The 20,515-nt window shown below is 61.8% G+C and carries 16 protein-coding genes and 2 pseudogenes; 10 read left to right on the forward strand and 8 right to left on the reverse strand.

Annotated elements, in window-relative coordinates; genetic code table 11:
* Positions 1 to 24: 24 nt before the first annotated feature.
* The 3 genes and pseudogenes from KQ661_RS20240 to KQ661_RS23185 form a co-directional block, all read right to left on the reverse strand.
* Positions 25 to 927, reverse strand: coding sequence for an ABC transporter ATP-binding protein (locus KQ661_RS20240; RefSeq protein WP_216727873.1), 903 nt, complete (start codon positions 925 to 927; stop codon positions 25 to 27).
* A gap of 357 nt (positions 928 to 1,284) precedes the next feature.
* The gene (locus tag KQ661_RS23180; RefSeq protein ID WP_394369648.1) at positions 1,285 to 2,820 is read right to left on the reverse strand and encodes an outer membrane beta-barrel family protein; all 1,536 of its coding nucleotides are present in this window, start codon (positions 2,818 to 2,820) and stop codon (positions 1,285 to 1,287) included.
* A 258-nt stretch (positions 2,821 to 3,078) separates the two neighbouring features.
* Positions 3,079 to 3,777: pseudogene (locus tag KQ661_RS23185) on the reverse strand (carboxypeptidase regulatory-like domain-containing protein); the annotation flags it as partial.
* A gap of 395 nt (positions 3,778 to 4,172) precedes the next feature.
* Here KQ661_RS23185 and KQ661_RS20250 point away from each other — a divergent pair.
* The 4 genes and pseudogenes from KQ661_RS20250 to KQ661_RS20265 form a co-directional block, all read left to right on the forward strand.
* Positions 4,173 to 5,006, forward strand: a complete 834-nt coding sequence (locus KQ661_RS20250) for a ribonuclease H-like domain-containing protein (RefSeq protein ID WP_216690211.1) — start codon at positions 4,173 to 4,175, stop codon at positions 5,004 to 5,006.
* A 295-nt stretch (positions 5,007 to 5,301) separates the two neighbouring features.
* The gene (locus KQ661_RS20255; protein ID WP_216727875.1) at positions 5,302 to 6,846 is read left to right on the forward strand and encodes a serine hydrolase; all 1,545 of its coding nucleotides are present in this window, start codon (positions 5,302 to 5,304) and stop codon (positions 6,844 to 6,846) included.
* Between the two features lie 56 nt (positions 6,847 to 6,902).
* A complete protein-coding gene (locus KQ661_RS20260; RefSeq protein WP_216727876.1) occupies positions 6,903 to 7,421 on the forward strand; it encodes a delta-60 repeat domain-containing protein in 519 nt (172 codons plus the stop codon).
* Between the two features lie 12 nt (positions 7,422 to 7,433).
* Positions 7,434 to 9,200: pseudogene (locus KQ661_RS20265) on the forward strand (delta-60 repeat domain-containing protein); the annotation flags it as partial.
* Between the two features lie 365 nt (positions 9,201 to 9,565).
* Here KQ661_RS20265 and KQ661_RS22410 read toward each other — a convergent pair.
* On the reverse strand, positions 9,566 to 10,612 hold the full coding sequence (locus tag KQ661_RS22410) for an NAD(P)-dependent alcohol dehydrogenase (RefSeq protein WP_235727026.1): 1,047 nt from the start codon (positions 10,610 to 10,612) through the stop codon (positions 9,566 to 9,568).
* Between the two features lie 185 nt (positions 10,613 to 10,797).
* Between KQ661_RS22410 and KQ661_RS20270 the strand changes: the two genes are divergently transcribed.
* The gene (locus KQ661_RS20270; RefSeq protein ID WP_216690215.1) at positions 10,798 to 11,103 is read left to right on the forward strand and encodes a DUF3817 domain-containing protein; all 306 of its coding nucleotides are present in this window, start codon (positions 10,798 to 10,800) and stop codon (positions 11,101 to 11,103) included.
* Positions 11,104 to 11,117: 14 nt separating this feature from the next.
* On the opposite strand, the gene KQ661_RS20275 is transcribed toward KQ661_RS20270, so the two are convergent.
* Entirely contained in the window at positions 11,118 to 11,837 is a 720-nt protein-coding gene (locus tag KQ661_RS20275; RefSeq protein WP_216727878.1) for a DUF1990 domain-containing protein, read from the reverse strand.
* A complete protein-coding gene (locus KQ661_RS20280; protein ID WP_216690217.1) occupies positions 11,830 to 12,408 on the reverse strand; it encodes a DUF1990 family protein in 579 nt (192 codons plus the stop codon). Before KQ661_RS20280 ends, KQ661_RS20275 begins: the two co-directional genes overlap by 8 nt.
* A 123-nt stretch (positions 12,409 to 12,531) precedes the next feature.
* Here KQ661_RS20280 and nfi point away from each other — a divergent pair, with 123 nt between their 5' ends.
* A complete protein-coding gene (gene nfi / locus KQ661_RS20285) occupies positions 12,532 to 13,221 on the forward strand; it encodes a deoxyribonuclease V (RefSeq protein ID WP_216727879.1) in 690 nt (229 codons plus the stop codon).
* A 14-nt stretch (positions 13,222 to 13,235) separates the two neighbouring features.
* Here the strand turns inward: nfi and KQ661_RS20290 are convergent, their stop codons facing one another.
* Together KQ661_RS20290 and KQ661_RS20295 are read right to left on the reverse strand one after the other, a co-directional pair.
* A complete protein-coding gene (locus KQ661_RS20290; RefSeq protein WP_216727880.1) occupies positions 13,236 to 14,138 on the reverse strand; it encodes a glutamate--tRNA ligase family protein in 903 nt (300 codons plus the stop codon).
* Between the two features lie 18 nt (positions 14,139 to 14,156).
* Positions 14,157 to 14,549: a VOC family protein gene (locus KQ661_RS20295; protein WP_216727881.1), complete on the reverse strand. Its 393-nt coding sequence runs from the start codon at positions 14,547 to 14,549 to the stop codon at positions 14,157 to 14,159.
* Between the two features lie 178 nt (positions 14,550 to 14,727).
* On the opposite strand from KQ661_RS20295, the gene KQ661_RS20300 reads away from it, so the two are divergent.
* The 4 genes from KQ661_RS20300 (at position 14,728) to gndA (ending at position 20,492) form a co-directional block, all read left to right on the forward strand.
* Positions 14,728 to 16,194, forward strand: a complete 1,467-nt coding sequence (locus KQ661_RS20300; protein WP_216727882.1) for a complex I subunit 4 family protein — start codon at positions 14,728 to 14,730, stop codon at positions 16,192 to 16,194.
* A 192-nt stretch (positions 16,195 to 16,386) separates the two neighbouring features.
* The gene (locus KQ661_RS20305; protein ID WP_216690222.1) at positions 16,387 to 17,787 is read left to right on the forward strand and encodes an NADH-quinone oxidoreductase subunit N; all 1,401 of its coding nucleotides are present in this window, start codon (positions 16,387 to 16,389) and stop codon (positions 17,785 to 17,787) included.
* Positions 17,788 to 18,029: 242 nt separating this feature from the next.
* A complete protein-coding gene (locus KQ661_RS20310) occupies positions 18,030 to 18,728 on the forward strand; it encodes a M15 family metallopeptidase (protein WP_216690223.1) in 699 nt (232 codons plus the stop codon).
* A gap of 261 nt (positions 18,729 to 18,989) precedes the next feature.
* On the forward strand, positions 18,990 to 20,492 hold the full coding sequence (gene gndA / locus KQ661_RS20315) for an NADP-dependent phosphogluconate dehydrogenase (protein ID WP_235727027.1): 1,503 nt from the start codon (positions 18,990 to 18,992) through the stop codon (positions 20,490 to 20,492).
* Positions 20,493 to 20,515 lie beyond the last annotated feature (23 nt).

A 20,515-nucleotide genomic window follows, 5' to 3' on the forward strand; every position in this document is an offset into this window, starting at 1 on the left:
ACGCAAGCCGCCCAGCTGAGCTCATTAGGCCGTGACGGGGCCATTTTTAATTTTTAATTCATAATTTTTAATTTCCGAAAAATACACGTCCTCCAAATCCGGATTCACGGCCTCAAAGCCGCTGTCGGGCGCGGAATCGGCCAGGATGTGCACCACGGTTTTGCCCGCAAAAAGGCGCGAGCTGATAACCTGCTGGCTGGCTTGCAGCGCTGGCAGTTCGGCTTTTTCAATAAGCTTGCGCCATATTTTGCCTTTCAGGTTGCCCATCACCGAAACCGGGTCGCCGGTGAGCAGCACTTCGCCCTTGTTGATGATGGCCATATGGCGGCACAGGTCGGCTACGTCGCTCACAATGTGGGTACTGAGAATCACCACCAGGTTTTCGCCAATCTCGCTCAGCAGGTTGTGGAAGCGGTTGCGCTCGGCGGGGTCGAGGCCGGCGGTGGGCTCGTCCACGATGATGAGGCGCGGGTTGCCCAGCAGCGCCTGCGCAATGCCGAAGCGCTGCTTCATGCCGCCGGAATAGCCGCCCACGTACTTTTTGCGCACGTCATACAGGTTGGTCTGGTGCAGTAGGGCGGCCACCATTTCCTTGCGCTCCCGGCCGTTGGCAATGCCTTTGAGGGTGGCGAAATGGTCGAGCAACTCCTCGGCGCTCACGCTGGGATACACGCCAAATTCCTGCGGCAGGTAGCCCAGCACGCGGCGCACGGCCTCTTTATCGCGCAGCACGTCAATGTCGTCGAGCATGATGGAGCCCGTGTCGGCATCCTGCAACGTGGCAATGGTGCGCATCAGGCTGGATTTGCCCGCGCCGTTGGGACCCAGCAGGCCAAACATCCCGTTGGGGATATCGAGCGTAACGTTTTTGAGGGCCTGCGTGCCGTTGGGGTAGGTTTTGGAAAGATTGGTAATCGTAAGGGCCATGCTTTTTTGCAGAATATGAAGAATGTAAGCCGGAAGGCACTATGCGCTACAGAAATCGCCAGAGGTGGCGATTCATTACAGAGAGTTGACCAAAGAGATGCACGGCCCGGCGAGGGGGTTGCCTGAAGGGTAATAAAAGGCCTTGCTAAGACCTCTACTCTTTCGGAGTCCCTTGCTCTTTCGGAGTTGCACTCCGAAAGCTGCCTTGGTGGGGAGTTATACTCACCGTTGACGCCAGCAACGATTTACAAAGCGGAGTATAACTCCGCCACAGCGCGGCTTTCGGAGTGCAACTCCGAAAGAGCAACGTGCAACTCCGCAAGCGCAGCGATGCCATAGATTCAGCACCATCCCGCCCTACTGCCCGCCCTGCTTACTGCCACCGCCGCCTTTCACATCGTCGTTCGAGATGGACTTGCGCTGCTTGCCCTGCTGGGCCTGGCCGAAGCGGTAGTTGAAGCTGAGGCGGAATGAGCGTTGATAGGAGTAGTTGCGGTTGGTTTCGCTGAAGGTGGGCGTGTCGGTGGTGTTGCGGTAGAGCCAATAGTCGTTGAAGGGGGCGGCGATGTTCAGCACCACGTCGGCTTTGTCCTTGAGGAAGGTCTTTTTGACGCCCATCTGGTAGTAGAGGTTAGCCGCGCCCTGGCCCTGCAAGTCGGGCGAGGGCAGCGAAGCATACACGTACCCCTGCAGCGTGAAGTTTTTGGGCAGCTTATAGGAGGAATTCAGGTTGAGGCCCGCCGTGAAGCCGCGCCGCTCGATGCCCAGCGACGGGCTGCGGCGCACGATGTACTGAATATCCGGCCCGCCGCTAATATCCCAGCCCTTGGCCGGCTTGGCCGAGCCGTAGCAATTGAGCTGGTAAAACGCATTGGAGGCCACGTTGGCGTAGGTCTGCCGGGTCACGCCGCTGGCATCAGGCCCCAGGCGAATCGACTCGATGGCATTGCCCGTGCGGCGCATCGAGGCCGCGATGTTGAGCGAGCCCGCCTTGCCGTTGGTGTTGAAGCTCAGCTCGTAGGAATCGGTCAGCTCGGGGCTCAGGGCGGGGTTGCCGTACACGAGGTTTTTCGGGTCGGAGCGGTCCACGAAGGGGTTGAGGTAGTCGATGTAGGGCCGGGTGATGCGGCGGCTGTAGGCCAGGCGCACGCTGTTGTTGTCGCTGAAAGCGTACTGCGCGTTGCCATTGGGCAGCAGCGAGAGGTAGCTGCGCACGAAGCTGGTGTCGTTGGTGCGGAAATCGGCCGAAATGGCGGTGCGCTCCAGACGGCCGCCCAGGCTCACGCTCAGCTTCTTGCTCAACTTATTGGTGTAGGTGGCGTAGCCGGCCTGCACGTTTTGGCCGTAGCTGAAATCGGTGGAGCGGCCGGGCAGGCGCACAAAATCCTCGGTCTGGCCCCGGGTCAGGCCATCGACGTTGGCCACCGAGCCAGTATTGCGAAAAATGGCTTTTAGGCCCGTTTCCAGGGTTTGCTTCTCGCCGAAAGGCTGGGTGAGGTCGGTTTGCAGCGTTACTTCGCTGCCCGGCGTGCGGCCCCGGCTGCGCTCGCGGTAGTTGGCGCGGCCCACTTCCAGGTTGGTGGTGGAGTTGAGATACTGGTCGAAATCGTAGCCAAACGTGCCGCTATTATTGGCGTACTGGCCCAGCACGCTCCACTCCTTTCGGGGCAGAGCGAAGGTTTTGGTGTAGGTGCCGGTCAGCTCGCCATTGAGGCCGCTAAACTTGCTGTTGGTGGCGCGGGTGAAGAGCTGGTTGTCCTGCGGGCGGGCGGGCGACACGAAGTCGTTCAGCATGTTATTGTAGTCGTGGCCGGCGTAGCGGTTTACCGAGGCGGCCAGCGACAGGCTCTGGTGCTCGCTCAGGTCGTAGTCGAGGCCCACCGAGCCATACATCCACTGGCCGCTGTAGTTGCCCACACCCTGCTGGGTCAGGGTCGAGTTATCGGTTTTACCGAAGCGGGTGCGCTCCGACCGGTTCGGCCCGTGCCAGCCGCCCGTGCCACCCGAGGAAGTGAAGCCCAGTTTCTTGGTTTTGAAGTTAAGCGAGCCGTTCACGCCCGAATTCCGGTTGCCGCCGCTCGCCCCAATGCGGCCGTTAAGGCCCTGCTCCACCCCCTTTTTCAGCACGATGTTGATGATGCCGGCGGTGCCTTCGCCGTCGTACTTGGCCGGCGGCGTGGTGATAATTTCGACCGACTTAATCTGCTCGGCCGGAATACCTTTCAGGGCTTCGGCCAGGTTGCTGGCCAGCGTAGGCGAGGGCTTGTTATTCACCAGCACCTTGAAGTTGCTGGAGCCGCGCATCTTCACGTTGCCGTCGCCGTCCACGGCCAGCAGCGGGGCTTTGCGCAGCACGTCGGCCGCAGTGCCGCCGGCATTGGTGGCGTCCTGGTCGGCGTTGTACACCATGCGGTCGGGCCGGATTTCCACCACCGGCTTCGTCCCGATGATGACGGCCTCGGCCAGCGCGGTGCCGGCCACGGGCAGGCGGAACGTGCCCGCGTCGGTAGCGCCGGCGGTAATGGTCACGTTGCGCGTCTGGGTGCCGTAGCCCACGTAGCTCACCCGCAGCCGGGCCGGGCCGGGCGCGAGCTTGGTGAGGGAGAATTTGCCGGCCTCGTCGGCGGCCACGCCGGTGATGGGCTTGTCGTTGGGCGCGGATGGCAGCAGTACCACCGTGGCGTAGGGCACGGGCTCTTTCTTAAGCGAATCGAGCACGGTGCCGACGAGCGAGCCGGTGGCCGCCACCGCCGGAGTAGCGGCAGGCGTTTGGGCGGCGGCGGGGCGGGCCAAGCCAGTCAGGAGCAGACACAACAGGCCCGCCGCAAAGCAATGCGTAGATAGTTTCATCGGTGCAGATTAGGAAAGGAAAGAAGGTTACGCTCAAACAGATGACCTAGCCGTGGCCAGGGTTGCCTGTCAGGAGCATTAAATTGAGGTGAAGCTCTGGAGAATATTGGCCCTGGTGTCCAAACGTTACAGCGGCCAGCATTATTTTTTTGAGGAATCGCCATTACTGGCGCAAGACCGGAGTAACAGGCAGCTTTCTGACTCAAAGGGCCGGGCTGCCGAGCCGCATAGTCCAGGCTGGGACGTGCCACCAGCGGATACCGGATGCGGCAGCAGGATGCCTGCGAATCTGAGCCGCTTGCATGCAGCGCAGGCTTTGCCGTAGCTTTGAGATAGGCGGGCGGCCCGGCGGCCCCGACGTATCTTCCACTACTTTCACTGCTTTTCCTTCTGCCATGAACATCCTGCACAATGTCGACCTGACCCGCATTTTCTTCGTCGATATTGAAACCGTGCCCGGCCACGCCACCCATGCCGAGATGCCGGCCGCCCACCAGCCGCTCTGGAAGAAGTTCTGCGACAAGCGCCACGCCCGCGAGCTGGCCGAGGGCCAGACCCACGAAGCCCTGTTTGCCAACGGCGGCCTCTATGCCGAGTTTGGCAAAATCGTGTGCATTTCGGTGGGCAAGTTCTACACCCTGGCCGATGACACGCTTGAATTTAAAGTAAAATCGTACGCCAACGATGATGAGCACGAAGTGCTGCGGAGCTTCGCCCGGGCCCTGGACGAAGCCAAACCCTACGGCACCAAGCTGCCCACCGCCACCAACACCCGCGAGCACGACGACCCGAAGCGCATCGGCCACTACCTCTGCGCCCACAACGGCCGCGAGTTCGACTACGGCTACATCGGCCGCCGCATGCTGATTTGCGGTCAGCCCATTCCGCCGATGCTCGACGTGGCCGGCTACAAGGCCTGGGACCTGCCTCACCTGCTCGACACCATGGAGCTGTGGAAGTTTGGCGATTTCAAAGGCACTATCTCCCTGGCCCTGCTGGCCGGCGTCTTCGGCATTCCCTCACCCAAAGACGACATCGACGGCTCCCAGGTGGGCCACACCTACTGGACCGAGAAAGACCTCAAACGCATTGTGACCTATTGCGAGAAGGACGTTATCACCACGGCCCGCGTCTTTATGCACTATCAGGGCCTCAAGTCGTTTTGGCCCGACGTGCGGGTTACCCATACCCCGTGGCCGCCCATACCGGTCATGCGGGTAGTGGCCTAACCCTGGCAGGCGGCTTAGCTTTGAGCCGGCTGAAATCCCTTCGGGGTGTTTCAGCCGGCTTTTTTTACGTTGTGCTCAACCGCTGCCCGTTGCTCTGCTCTTTCGGAGTTGCACTCCGAAAGCCGGACTGCCGGGGACTTATAGTCCCCAATCGTTACGCCGTTGCCACCCCGGAGCGGAGTACAACTCCGCAACACGCGGCTTTCGGAGTGCAACTCCGAAAGAGCAGGAGTTCCACTCCGAAAGAGCAAAAAATCCTTCATTCGGCACTTTTTAGACCTTGCTTTCAACACCAATGCGCTTACTTCCTTTCCTGGTCACGCTGGCTGCGGCCGCCGCCCTTTCCCTCCCCGCTCACGCCCAAACGCCTACGCCCGGCGCGGGCAACGCCTTCGTGCGCGACAGCCTGGCCAGCTACGTGCAGCGCGGCCTCAAATTATGGAACATTCCCGGCCTGGCCGTGACGGTGGTGAAGGATGGGCAGGTAGTGGTGTCGCAGGGTTTCGGCGTGAAAGCCGTGGACAAGCCCGAACCAGTGGACGGTAATACCCTCTTCCTCATCGCCTCCAATTCCAAACTCTTCACCGGCACCGCCATTTCGCAATTGGTCGAGGAAAAAAAGCTGAAGCTGGACGACCCGGTGCACCAGTACCTGCCCGATTTCCGGCTCTATGACTCCGTCAGCACCCGCTTGGTTACCATTCGCGATGTGCTGGGGCACCGCATGGGCACCAAGACCTTCCAGGGCGATTTCACCTTCTGGGATTCTAACCTGAGCCGGGCCGAAATCCTGCAAAAAGTGCACTATCTGAAGCCTGTGGGGCTGTTTCGGCAGCAGTACGGTTACAGCAACTACGGCTTCCTGACGGCCGGCGAAATCATTCCCGTGGCCACCGGTGGCACCACATGGCAGGACTTCGTGCAGCAGCGCCTGCTCACCCCGCTGGGCATGACGAATACCTACCCCAGTACGGCGGGGGCCAGCCAGCGGGCCAACGTGGCGCTGCCCTACACCACGGCTTTCGGCCCGCTCACGCGGGTGCCGTTTGATGAGGTGGACAACTTTGGGCCGGCCGCCAGCCTGGTTTCCAACGTGAATGACCTTGGCCACTGGCTGCGCTTCCAGCTCGACAGCGGCCAGTACAACGGCCAGCGCATCATGCCCTGGGCCACGCTGCGCCGCACCCGCGAAGGCAACACGCTGGTGAACGCCAGTAAATCGCCCATCTTCCCCAGCCATTTCCGCACCTACGGCCTGGGCGTGTATTCGGCAGACTACAACGCTCGCCAGATTTATTGGCACACGGGCGGGGCCAATGGCTTTGTAACCAACGTGTGCTTTGTGCCCGAAGAAAACCTGGGCCTCGCCGTGCTCACCAACCAGGACAACCAGAGCTTTTTCGAAGCCCTGCGCTACCAGCTGCTCGATGCCTACCTGAGCGTGCCCTACGTGGACCGCAGCCGCCAGCTCTACGCCTTCGCCCAAAAGGGCAACGCCGAAACCGCCAAAAGCGTGGCCGAGCTGGCCGCCCGCGTCAGCAAGAAAAACAAGCCCGCCCGCAGCCTCAAATCCTACACCGGCACCTACCAGCACCCGGTATATGGCACCATCACCGTCGAGCCCAAAGGCAAGCAGCTGCTCGTGCGTTTCTCGCATCACCCTGCCCTCACCACCACGCTGGAGTATATGGACAGCGACACCTTCCGCAGCACCTTTTCCAACGCGGCCTACGGGATTTTCCCGGCTCCCTTCGCCGTGGAGAGCGGGCAGGTGAAAACGCTGGAAATTCGGGTGAACGATGGGCTGGAGCAGGAACCGTACCTGTTCACGAAACAGTAAATCAGTCAATTACCTATTCAAATTAAATCTGCGTCAATTCCTTTCTTTTCAACTTTATGCGTCTTTTTTATTCGTTTCTCGCGGCCGTTATGCTGAGCTGCGGCAGCTGGCTTTCCGCCGCCGCGCAGCAGCTCGACCCCGGCTTTGCGCCCAGCACGCTCACGGCCCCCGGCAGCGGGGTTTTCGCTTCCCTCAAGCAGCCCGACGGCAAGGTGCTCATTACCGGTCAGTTCCAACTGATGAACGGGCAGCCGTCGCCCCGGGTAGCGCGCCTCAATGCCGACGGCCCCCCCGACCTTACGTTCCGGGCGCAGGCCGGCAGTGGTCCCAGTGCCAACATTACCGCGCTGGCGCTCCAGCCCGACGGAAAAATCCTACTGGGGGGCGAATACGGCGTGACGGGCTACAATGGTGCGCCCGTGCAAAACCTCATCCGCCTCAATGCCGATGGCAGCTTGGACAATTCGTTCAGCTCGGGTGGCACCGGGTGGCAGAGCAGCATCTACAGCATTGCCGTGCAGGCCGATGGTAAGATTTTGGTAGGCCGCGTTTTACAGTCCACTTTCAACGGATAACCCACCAAGGGCGTGATTCGGCTGTTGCCCACCGGCCGGCTCGACACCAGCTTTGCCACCAGAGCCGGGTTCACCAACGGAACGGGCGGCTACGGGGAAATCCGGCGGATTATCGCGCAGCCCGACGGCACCATTATGGTGGCCGGCCAGTTCGATGCCGTGGACGGGCAGCCCTGCCTGGGCGTTGCCCGCCTCAGCGCCACCGGCAGCCGCGATGCCTCGTTTAGCTCGCCGCTGGTCAGCTACGCGTTTGTGTTCGATATGGTGCGGCAGCCCGATGGCAAGCTCGTTCTCGGGGGCAACACGGTGGCAAGCTCGACCAACGGTTCCAGCCTGGTGGTGCGCCTGCTGCCCACCGGCGCGCTGGACCCGTCTTTTACCCGCGTTGCGGCCAGCGGAGTAGTGTTTGGCCTGGGCCTCCGCGCCGATGGCAGCATCCTGGTTACGGGTGGGCTCAACTCCTTCGGCGGGCTCTCCAGCACCGGCCTGGTGCGGCTAACCTCGGCCGGGGCGGTCGATGCCGCGTTTGGGGCGGGCAGCCAGGGCAACTACGGCACCGTGATGCGCGCGGTAGAGCTGAATAGTGGCCAGTACCTGATAGTCGGCTTTTTCAACAGCTCAGGCAGCCAGCCAAGCAGCGGCGTGATGCGCCTGCTGGCCACTGGCAACGTCGATACCAGCTACACCATGTTGCTGGAAACGGTAGCCTCGGGGCTCGTCACCCCGCAGAACAACGGCCAGCTCGTGCTGAGTGCCTACAACCTCACCACCTTCAACGGTCAGGCGGTGAGCACCCAAGGCTACCCGCGCTTCCACCGCATCAGTGCCAATGGCAGCTACAACGCACTGATAACCCTTCCCGCCCCTACGGCCCGGCCCGGTGGCAGCACCTATTCTGTCAATGCTTCCGCACAGGCCGACGGTACTTTCTACGCCACTTACCAGAATACTGACAGCACTGCCCTGGTGCGCCGCGTACTGGCCAACGGGACGTTCGACGCCACGTTTGCCGCGGCCGAGCTCCGTTGGAGCCGCCCGTACCCACCCTGTTGCCTTGGAGCGAGCATTGCCGTCCACCCCGGCGGTGGATTGCTGGTCACCAGCTCTTCCACTAAAGCAAATGGCCAGCCCATGAGGACGATGGTGCGCCTCAACGCCGATGGCACGCTCAACACGCAATTTGCTCCGCCCCTCAATACTGCCTGGCAAGTGCTCGCCGTAGGCACGGGCAATACCGCCGGCTTCCGCTACCCCGTGGGCCTGGCCAACGGCCAGACGCTGGTGCTCTGGAACGATGCCACCCGCAGCTACGCAGACCGCCTCAACCTCGATGGCACCATCGATAACACCTTCTCGATTGGCACGGGCGGCGGCCCTGGCTCGCTGTTTAGCATCGTGGTTGTGGCCGGCGGCAAAATTATGGCAAATGGCAACTTCACCTCCTTCAACGGGCAGGCCGCGCCCTACGGCCTGCTGCGCCTACTGCCAAGCGGCGCGCCCGACCCCGGCTTCACGGCCGCCAGCGCCGCCCACACGCTGGCCGAACAACCCGATGGCAAGCTGCTCATCGTGGCACCCGGCGCTACCTCGCAAACCGAGCGCCTGGTGCGCCTCATCACCACCGGCAGCTTCGATACTGGTTTCCAGGCCGTAGTGGTGGGCAATGAGTCGTTCTCGCCCGCAGCAGCGACCGTTTACCTCCAGCCCGGCACCAATGCCATTGTGCTTGGCGGCGACTTCACCAGCGTGGCCGGGCAGCCGCGCTTCGGGCTGGCCCGCCTCGTGAACACGGTGCTGGCCACGCGCAACGCCACGGCGGTGCCGCTGGCCGATGCCTTCCCCAACCGGCCCATAACCAGCTCACCCTGCGCCTGCCCGCCGCGCCCACCGGCCCCGTGCTGCTGGCCGACCTGCAGGGCCGCACGGTGCGCCGCTGGGCGCTGGCGCAGGCCAGCGGCACGGTGCCGCTGGGTGGCCTCGCGCCGGGCGTGTACCTGTTGGGCATCACCACCACGGCCGGCCAAAGCTGGCAGCGTATTGCCATCGAATAAGCCCGAATCCAACTTATCGGCCAAACGTAAAAAGCCGGCTTCCCTCGCGGAAAGCCGGCTTTTTGCGTTTAATTATCGAGTGGCTGCTGGTTGTTACAGCGTGGCCATGTCAATCACGAAGCGGTATTTCACGTCGCCTTTCAGCATGCGCTCGTACGACTCGTTGATGTCCTTCATGTCGATGAGCTCGATGTCGGACATGATGTTATGCTCGGCGCAGAAGTCCAGCATTTCCTGCGTTTCGGCAATGCCGCCGATGAGCGAGCCGGCAATGCGACGACGCTTACTGATGAGGTTGAAGGCATGGATGTGCGGTGCCTCTGTGGGCACGCCCAGCAAAATCATGGTGCCATCGCGGCGCAGCAGGTTCACGTAGGTGGCCAGGTCGAGCTGGGCCGATACGGTGTTGATAATGAAGTCGAAGTAGTTGCCTACCGACTTCAGCTGGGCCTCGTCTTTGGTTACCACAAACTTGTGGGCGCCCAGCTCTTTGGCATCGGCTTCCTTGCCGGGCGAGGTGCTGAGCACCGTTACCTCGGCACCCATGGCGGCGGCGAGCTTCACGGCCATGTGGCCCAGGCCGCCCAGGCCCATCACGCCCACGCGGTGGCCGGGGCCCACTTTCCACTGGCGCAGGGGCGAGTAGGTGGTGATGCCGGCGCAGAGCAGCGGCGCCACACGGGCCAGGTCCAGCTTCTCGGATACTTTGAGGGTGTACTTCTCGTCCACCACAATCTGGCTTGAGTAGCCGCCGTAGGTGGGCGCGCCGCTGCCAATCTCGCGGCTGTTGTAGGTACCCACCATGCCGGTGGTTTCGCAGTACTGCTCCAGGCCTTCCTGGCAGCTGGGGCAAGTGCGGCACGAGTCCACCATGCAGCCCACGCCAGCCAGGTCGCCTACTTTAAAGTTTTTCACGTGGTCGCCCACTTTGCTGATGCGGCCCACAATTTCGTGGCCGGGCACCATCGGGAACATCGAGCCGCCCCACTCGTCGCGCACCTGGTGCAGGTCGGAGTGGCACACGCCACAAAACTGAATATCAATGAGCACATCGTGCGGGCCTACTTCGCGGCGCTCAAAATCGAAGGGTGCGAGGGGGACACTGGGAGCCGGGGCGGCGTAGGCTTTCGTTGGAAGCATAATTGGGGGTATTGTAAGCGTTAATGGTTAGGGAAATAAGTCGGCACAAAGGCAGTAACGTAATACGCCCATGGCCTGAATGCCGGAAACCCTGAAGTGTATAACCGGACAGAGCCACTAAAGTTTGCGGGGCCGGGCCGAAAGGTGTGGGGTAGCTTTGCGTTTCCACCCAAACGCACATTGCTATGTCCCTCACGCCCGGTCATCTTTTTCTCACTTCACTGGGCCGCCTGCGGCTGATTGGGTTTCTGGAAGGCATTTCGTTGCTGGTGTTGCTGGGCATTGCCATGCCCTTAAAATACCTGGCGGGCCAGCCCCTGGCGGTGCGCTACGTGGGTATGGCGCACGGTGTGCTGTTTGTGGCGTACGTGCTGCTGGTTATTCAGGTGGCCATTGAACGGCGCTGGTCGTTTGGAAAAGCGCTGCTGGCGCTGGCCGTTTCCGTGCTGCCATTCGGCACTTTTTGGGCTGAAAAACGGCTGTTCCACTAAAAATTCGCAGCTTGTTATCCCGGCCGCGGTGCCCCGGCGGCGGCGGCAGCTGGCGAGCCTTGTGCCAAAGCCTGGCTCACCAGCTCCCGCATTCGACGCAACGACTCGCGGGCAAACTTGCGCTGGAGTATTCGCCCAAACAGCTTGAAACCCACCCAGTAGAACGGGTTGCGAATCTGGCCGGACTGCGATACGGCGTGAATGCGAAACTGTACGGCCCCGGTCGGCAGATTTTTGTGAATGGTGAAGTCAATCTGACCGCGCTCGAAGTGGCCTTCGAGGGTGCGGTAGCCGTAGCCCCACACCCGTTCCGGGTACGAGCCGGCCGGGCCGCTGGGCGTGGGGCGGGCTTCCTCATCGGTGACCTCGCTCACGCGCACGCCGAAGTAGAAATTGAAGACCAGAAAGTGCGCCCGCAGCACCATAATGCGCTTTTCGAGCGGCATAGTGGGGTCGAAGTAGCCGGTGATGAGGTCGGGCGGGGGGAAGGCGTAGCGGCGCAGCACATCCTGGGCGGCGGCGAAGGAGCCGGCAGCCTCGGGTGGGCCGGGGGCTTCGGCGGGCAGGTCGGTTTCGTAGTCGTCGAGGCGCCAGCCGGTGGCGCTGGTGTGCTCGTTCTGGCGCGAAAAGTCGTAGTTGACCTTGGCGTTGCGGTAGGCATCGAGGCGGGCGCGGTACTGCTCCCAGGCGGGCGGCTTTGCCGAGGCCGGCACGGCGATAGTTGGGCTACTCATGGCGGGTGTGATGAACGTGGCTGGCTTCGTCGTGCCGGAAGGTTTCGACTACTACGTCGGCCAGGGCGTGGCCGCCGCTGGCCGCCGCCACGCGCCGGCAGAATTCGACCCAGGAGGCTTCCTGCATCAGCTTGCCGCCGCCCAGGGTGTCGTAGGCGAAAGCCACCAGCCCATCGCGCGAGCGGGCCGAGGAACGGATTTCGAACCGCAGCACGTCGGGCGACTCGTCCAGATAGTGGGCTTCGAAACGAATACGGCCGGCCTCGGGGTGGCCTTCGAGCGTGATGAATTCGAAGTAAGTGGCACCGACATCGGTGACGCGCACGCTGCCGTTCCAGGGGCCGCGAATGGTGATATGGAATTCGTCGCCGGTCTTAATGGGGCCCGCGTCGCCGGTTGTCTTTTCGAAATCGGCGAGTGCCTCGGGCGAGAAGCGGGGCACATCGGCCTGCACCTCGGCCATAAGCTGAGCGGGTGAATGCCGCGCCCGCTGCACGTCAATAAAGTAGCGGCGCTCCAGTAGCGGGCCGGAGCCGGTAGAAGCGGGTTGTTCGGGAGGGGAATCAGACATGGCCAACGAAGAAACGTATGGCCTTCATACGCCCCATGCCGCCGCAGGATGCTAAGGTTGAGCTATTCGGGGCCACAATGCTGCCTTTTCCTCAGCTCAGAATTCAACGCTCATACCCGCCAAATGGCTTACTACCGCCCGCCCGGCCCTCCCCCCGACCCCGCCCTCGTGCGCAGCCTCACCGAGCAACAGCACGAAATGCGCCAGCGCGTGCGCGCCGAGCTCCTGCCCCGGGAGCCACACCTCATCGCCAGCTGCGACTCCTCATTCCCCACGCCCGACACCATTCTATCGGTGTTCGTAGTCCTGAAATTTCCTTCGCTGGAGCTGGTAGAGAAAGTGTACAGCTACGGGCCCGTAGACATGCCCTACGTGCCCGGCTTCCTCTCCTTCCGCGAGGCGCCGAACGTGATTCACGCCTTCGCCAAGCTGGAGAACAAGCCCGATGTGATTATGGTCGACGGCCACGGCATTGCGCACCCGCGCCGCATGGGCATTGCCGCGCACCTGGGCGTGCTGCTCGACATGCCCACCTTCGGCGTGGCCAAGAATAAGCTGACGGGCATTTTTCAGGAGCCCGGTATCGAGCGCGGCAACATTGAGCCGCTGCTCGATGCGAAATCCGGTGAGCTCATCGGCGAGGTTATTCGCAGCAAGGACAAGGTGCTGCCGCTGTTCGTGAGCCCCGGCCACCGCTGCGACCAAGCCACCGCTACCCGCCTCACCCTGGCATGCTTGAAAGGCTACAAATTACCGGAGCCTACCCGTTTGGCCGATTATTGGGCCGAGCAGTTTAAGAAAGAGGTGCGGTAGTTTTTCGCACAGAGTTAACGAGAGGGCAAAGAGCGTTTCACCGAGGTGAAGGCCTGTTGGAGCGTCGGCAATGTGGCAGCAGCCTCTGCCGGGAGCTTCAGCAGCTGCGCCACGGCCTGGAATACGGCTTGCTTTCCTTGCTCCTGAGCCAGAATACCCGCATCCAGCGGCAGCTGCTGCGACTTAGAGAGCTTCTGGCCGGCCGCATCGGTCATCAGCGAATGATGAAAAAAATGCACCTGTGTTCTATTAAAAGCAGTTGTTTCCGAGAGCTGCACGGCCAGCCAAAGCTGCGCGGCAGAGCTGGCTTGCAGGTCCAGCCCGCGCACAATCAGGTTGGTACCGAGGCGTAAATCATCGACTACTGAAGCCACCTGGTACGCGGCTACGCCGTCCTTTTTGCGAACCACAAAATCCGGCATTAGCGCGCCGAGCGGCACACTGATTTCGCCCTGCCAACCATCGGCAAACTGAATTTCAGTACCAGCCGGCACCTGCGCCCGCCACGCCGCGCCGGGCGTTTCGAGCGAAACCGGGGCTTCGGGGCCGCCGGTGCGGGTGCGCTGGCTGGCCTGCACCAAACCGGGCTGCTGCGCCAGCCGGCGCAGCACGCGGTTGTAGTCGGGCAGGTGCAACAGCTGCGAATGGTGGCGCAGGAAATTGTCGGGGCCACTGGGGCCGTGGTCGTAGTCAATCCCTAGCCAGTCGATTACGCGGAAGATATTATCCAGGTAGGCGGGGCGCAGACGGGCGCGGTCCAGGTCGTCGATTCTCAGGTGCAGCGTGCCGCCGGCCCTGCCGGGTACGACCTGCCGCGTGAGCAGCCAGGTGAGCACGAAGTTCACGGCGTTGCCGAGGTGCAGGAAGCCGCTGGGCGTGGGCGCGAGGCGCGAAACAACGGGCGAGTGGTCAGACATCTTTGGCAGTAATTGGCGCTACAGATTCCAGACCGCCTGTTGCAGCACCACGCGGTAGCCGTCGGGGTCTTCAAAAGTACGGCCCTGCTGGTCCCAATACGGATTATATGCTGGCACGGGCGCGAAGCCGGCGGCCAGCATCCGCTGCACGGCGGGCGGCCATTCGGCGGCATCGGGCAGGTAGAACACCAGCAGGTTGTCGGCCGTGGGAGCGCGGCCCACGGCGTGCCCCGGCTGGTGCGTGAACTCCAGATGGTACGGCGCGTGCGGGTGGTCCAGCATCACGCCGTCGAATCCGTTGTGGGCGGTGAAGGATGTGAGTACCTGCAAGCCGAGGCCATCGCAGTAGAAACGCAGCAGGGCCGGCAGGTTGTCGGTGGGCCGAACCACGCGCAGCATGGGTATTGTCATGAGGGGAAGGTTGTGAACGGCAAAGTTGGCGGCCAACGGGTACAGGCGCCCCAGCCGTAAAGTGGCCCGCCAGTAGAAGTTGCACAAAAACGGTGGTGCCTTCCTACTCCGTGCGTAAGTTTGCGGTCAATTTGCGGGTGGGTTCCCCCACCCTGCAACGCGCCCAACCCGCCTGCTGATGCTGACTGCTGTACTGCTTTTTCTCCCTTTAGCCGCCGCCCTGCTGCTGCTAGTCGTTAAGGGAGCCGCCGCCCGCGCCCTTGCCTTCGGGGCCTCGCTCCTCGAATTCGTTGTCGCCGCCTACGTCACGTTCGACTTCACCCGCCACGGCTCAACTGCCTACAACCTCGATTACCGCTGGATTGCCTCGGCCGGCATCAACTTCCATATCGGGCTCGATGGCCTGAGCCTGTTGATGGTGCTGCTCACCACGTTCCTGGTTCCGCTCATTCTGCTGAGCGCTTTCAAGCGCGATTACGACAACCCGTCCACGTTCTACGCCCTCGTGCTGTTTATGCAAACGGGCCTGCTCGGCGTGTTCGTTTCGCTCGATGCCTTCCTGTTCTACTTCTTCTGGGAAGTGGCCCTCATTCCGATTTACCTGCTGGCGGGTGCCTGGGGCGGCGAGCGCCGCATTGCCGTCACCCTCAAGTTTTTCCTCTATACCGTGGTGGGCTCACTGCTGATGCTGGCTGGCTTCGTGTACCTCTACCAGCAAACCGGCCCCGCCGCCGGCTCGCTGGCCCAGCACTCCTCGGAGCTCACCGCTTTCTACAGCCTGAAGCTCAGCGCCGCCGAGCAGTCGTGGCTGTTCTGGCTGATTTTCGCCGCCTTTGCCGTGAAGATGCCCATCTTCCCCTTCCACACCTGGCAGCCCGACACCTACACCGAAGCCCCCGCCCCCGCCACCATGCTGCTCTCGGGCATCATGCTGAAAATGGGCATCTACGGCACCCTGCGCTGGTTGCTGCCCGTGGTGCCGCTCGGCGTGAGCCAGTGGCAGAAGCCGGTTATCATCCTCTCCGTCATTGGCATTATCTACGGGGCCATCATCGCCATTCGGCAGCGCGACGTGAAGCGCCTCATCGCCTACTCGTCCCTTAGCCACGTTGGATTGATGGCGGCCGGCGTGTTCTCGCTCACCCAAATCGGCCTGCAAGGCGCAGTGGTTCAGATGCTGGCCCACGGCGTGAACGTGGTCGGCATGTTCTTCATTGCCGATGCCATTGAGCGCCGCACCGGCACCCGCTACATCCCCGACCTGGGCGGCCTCACGCGCCGCACGCCCATCCTCTCAGTTTGCTTCCTGATAATGCTGTTGAGCACGGTGGCCCTGCCCCTCACGGGCGGCTTTGTGGGTGAATTCCTGCTGCTGGCCGGCGTGTACGAATACAACGCCTGGGTGGGCGCGGTGGCCGGCCTCACCATCATTTTCTCGGCCGTGTACCTGCTGCGCATGTTCCAGCGCGTGATGCTCGGCCCGGATTCATCGTTCTCCGAAACCATTACCGACCTCACCGGCGGCGAGTTGCTGGTGCTGGTGCCGCTCATTGTGCTGGTGTTCTGGATTGGCCTGTTCCCCAACACCTTCCTGCACATCTCCGAGCCGGCCGTCACAAATATCCTGGCGCTGGTCGGGCGCTAACGGGACGCCTCACCCCCGGCCCCTCTCCGCAGGAGAGGGGAGCTTGTCAAAACAACGATTCTAATCAAAGCCGGGGCTAACAATCCTGCTTCCAGACTGCTAAGTTTCCCCTAAATAAAAGCCCCCAACGTCGCCTGGCTCCCCCTCTCCCACGGAGAGGGGGCCGGGGGGTGAGGCGAACGCCAGAACAACATGACTTCCATCATTCTCCTCTCCGTCTTCGGCATTCTCAACCTGTTCTTGGGCTTTCTGCGCTCGAATAAGGTGCTGCTGCCCGGCGCCATGCTGCTGTTGCTGGCCGTGTTCGGGGCCAACTACGCCGACTGGAACGTGGCGCACGCGCCCTACTTCAACAACATGCTGGTGGTGGACAACTACACGGTAGCCTTCACGGGCATCGTGCTACTCACCACCATTCTGCTGCTGCCCTTCTCGCGCAGCTACGTGGTATCGGGCGAGCCCAACCTGGCCGAATACTACGCCCTGCTACTCTTCTCGCTGGTGGGAGCCATCATGATGATTGGCTACGACCACCTCATCATGCTCTTCGTGGGCATTGAAATCCTAAGCATCAGCATGTACGTGCTGGCCGGCAGCAACAAGCGCGACTCCCGCAGCAACGAAGCCGCCCTGAAATACTTCCTGATGGGCGCGTTTGCCACCGGTATCCTGCTCTTCGGCATTGCGCTACTGTATGGCGCTACCGGCACCTTCGCCCTCTCGCAGCTGGGCGCGGCCGTAGCCAACCCTGCCAACGCCAGCCTGCAGCCGATGCTTTACATCGGTATTCTGATGATGATTATCGGCATCGGCTTCAAGGTATCGGCCGCGCCGTTCCACTTCTGGACGCCCGACGTGTACGAGGGCACGCCCACGTTCTTCACCGCCTTCATGAGTACGGTGGTGAAAACGGCTGGTTTCGCCGCCTTCCTCAAGCTGCTGGCGGTGGCCCTACCCGCCGCTCAGGGCTTCTGGATGCCCACCATTCAGGCCATGTGCGCCCTCACGCTGCTCCTCGGCAACGTAGGCGCGGCGGCCCAAACCAACACCAAGCGCATGCTGGCCTACTCCAGCGTGAGCCACGCCGGCTACTTGCTCATCGGCCTCGTGGCCAGCAAGGGCATGCTGACTGGCGATGCCGCCAGCGGCATTTTCTTCTACTCGCTGGCTTATTCTATTGCTACGGTAGCCGCCTTCGGCGTACTGAAACTGGTGGCCGAACACCGCCAGGACGACTCCTACGCCGGCCTCAATGGCTTGGGCAAAACCAACCCGCTGCTGGCCTTCGTGATGACGGTGGCCATGCTTTCGCTGGCTGGCATTCCGCTCACGGGCGGCTTTTTTGGCAAGTTTTTCCTGCTGGCGGCGGCCGTGGGCCAGGGCTATATCGGCCTCGTGGTATTCGCGGTTATCATGAGCATGGTGGGCCTGTACTACTACCTGCGGCCCATTATCGCCATGTACATGCAGCCCGCCCCCGAGGGTGCCACGCCGGTGCCGGTCGATGGTATTCAGACCGTGACGATGGTGGTGCTGGCGCTACTGACTATTGCGCTGGGCGTGGTACCGGGCTTTATGAGTGGGATTTTGTAAAAATCTTCTTTGCGTATAAGCAGAAAAAGCAGCCTAATGGGCTGCTTTTTCTGCTTATTTGACTCTCCGCCAATCGGCTTTCGCTATGAAGCTGTTTGGAAAGTCAGCCCAAAGTCGCGGCAACCGGTCCGACCGCTCTAGGTGGTATGACCGGTTGCCGCGAGAACGGCGCCAGTGCTTATGGGGCCGATGCCAACGACAACCGGTCGGACCGGCGCAACCCGATTTTCTAAACAGCTTCTATGAATCGTATCCTACTACAGCTGTGGCTATTGTGCTTCCTGAGCATCTTCGGTGGCTGCGCCGTGCAGCCGCCGCACGAAGCCGGCCCGTTCCAGCCCGGCGGGCTGGTGGAGCTGGCCCGGCTCGACCCTACCATTCGATTGGATATCCGCTACGCCACTACCCACAATTTCATGGGCCGGGTGCTGTACCCGCAGGCGCGGGCATTCTTGCAGCGCCCTGCCGCCGAGGCCCTGGTGCGGGCGAATAGCACCTTGAAACCACTGGGCTACTGCCTACTGGTATTCGATGGGTATCGCCCCTGGCGCATCACCAAACAGATGTGGGACCACACTCCGACCGATAAAAAGGAATTCGTGGCCGACCCGCAAAAAGGCTCCCGCCACAACCGGGGCTGCGCCGTAGACCTGAGCTTGTGGGATATGGCGGCCAACAAAGAAGTTGCCATGCCCGGCGAGTACGACGAGATGAGCCCTCGCTCTCCTACGCTGCTTACGCTGGTGGCACTCCGGCACAACGGATATCGCGGGACCTGCTCCGCAGCACAATGGAGCAAAACGGCTTCATCGTGTTTCCCGCTGAGTGATGGCATTTCGACTATCAGGACTGGAAATCATATCCAATTCAGAACGTGCCGTTTAATCGGTTGTAGCGGATTTTATATAGGACTTACGCACTTCAAAAGCTATGTAACCTGAAAATCAACGACTTGCATTCAAGACGTATATTTGTTATATTGCTGTTTTTCAGTTGGTTAGTGTTTCAACTGCGTAAGTCCTATTATAACAAGGCCAGCCATCCCGGCCAGGCTGCCGGTGCGTGCCAGCAGGGCCAGCGGCACGCGGCGCAAATACGCGCCGGCGCCCTGCCCCCACCAAAACTTTCGCCCCGGTTTCGCCTTTTTCCGGCGTAACTCGTTTCCTTAACCTGAACACTGCTTCCTAAACCCCTCTTTTCTGATGAGTACAACTCCCGCTTCCAAGCCTTCTTTTGGCATGATTGGCCTTGGTACCATGGGCCGCAACCTGCTGCTGAACATGGCCGACCACGGCTTTCCCGTGGCCGGCTACGATAAGGACGCCGATAAAATTGCCCTGCTGGCCAAGGAAGGCGCGGGCAAGCCCGTACACGGCTTCGCCGACCTCGCCACCTTCCTCAACGGCCTGCAAACGCCGCGCGCGGTGATGATGCTGGTACCCGCCGGCCCCATTGTGGACAGCGTGATTGCCGAGCTGCAGCCCCTGCTGGCCCCCGGCGACATCATCATCGACGGCGGAAACTCCCACTTTACCGACACCGAGCGGCGCGCCAAGGCCGTAGAAGCGGCTGGTTTTCACTTCTTCGGCATGGGCGTGAGCGGCGGCGAGGAAGGCGCCCGCTTCGGCCCCAGCATGATGCCCGGCGGCGACAAAGAGGCCTACCGCGTGATGCAGCCCATGTTTGAGGCCATCGCGGCGCAGGTCGACGGCCAGCCGTGCGTGACCTATATCGGCCCCGGCGCGGCCGGCCACTTTGTGAAGATGGTGCACAACGGCATCGAGTACGGCCTGATGCAGCTCATTGCCGAAACCTACGCCGTGCTGAAAATCGGCCTGGGGATGGATAACGCGGCCATTGGCCAGGTATTCACGCAGTGGAACGAGGGCCGGCTACAATCTTTCCTGCTCGACATTACCAAGGACATTTTCGGCTTCAAGACCCCAAATACCGACCATTTGCTGCTCGACGACATCAAGGACGAGGCCCGCTCGAAGGGCACCGGCAAGTGGACCTCGCAGGTGGCCATGGATTTGGAGGTGCCGCTATCCACCATCGACACGGCGGTGACCATGCGCAATCTATCGAAGTACAAAGCCCTGCGCGGGGAGCTGGCGGGGCTATACGGCCCGGTGGCCGGCCCGCTGCCGGTAGCGCGCGAGGCCTTCCTGGCACAGCTGGAGCAAGCATTTTACTTTAGCATGGTCATCACCTACGCCCAGGGCATGCAGCTGCTCTCGAAGGCCTCAGAGGACTATACCTACGACCTGAACCTGGCCGACATCGCCAAAATCTGGCGCGGCGGCTGTATTATCCGCTCGGGCTTTTTGAACGAGATTTTTGACGCCTACCAGCACACGCCGAAACTAGCCCACCTCCTGCTCGATAGCCAGGTGCAGAAGCTGGTGAACGATGCCGTGCCCGGCAGCCGCGCCGTGGTGGCGGCCGCCGCCACGGCCGGCCTGGCCCTGCCCGGCTACATGGCCTCGCTGAGCTATTTCGACACGTTCCGCACGGCGCGGATGCCGTCCAACCTCATCCAGGCCCAGCGCGACTACTTTGGGGCGCATACGTACGAGCTGATTGGGAAGGCAGGCGTATTCCACACGCAGTGGACGCCGGCGCACGAGGATGCGACTAATAAGCAGGATGCGCAGGTGGAGGAACATGGTTCGACCGAGGAGCCGGTGAAGCCGAACAGCTAGTCGGGCTTTCTCACCATTCACAA

The organism is Hymenobacter siberiensis (assembly GCF_018967845.1).
In the GTDB taxonomy this organism is placed as follows: Bacteria; Bacteroidota; Bacteroidia; order Cytophagales; family Hymenobacteraceae; genus Hymenobacter; species Hymenobacter siberiensis.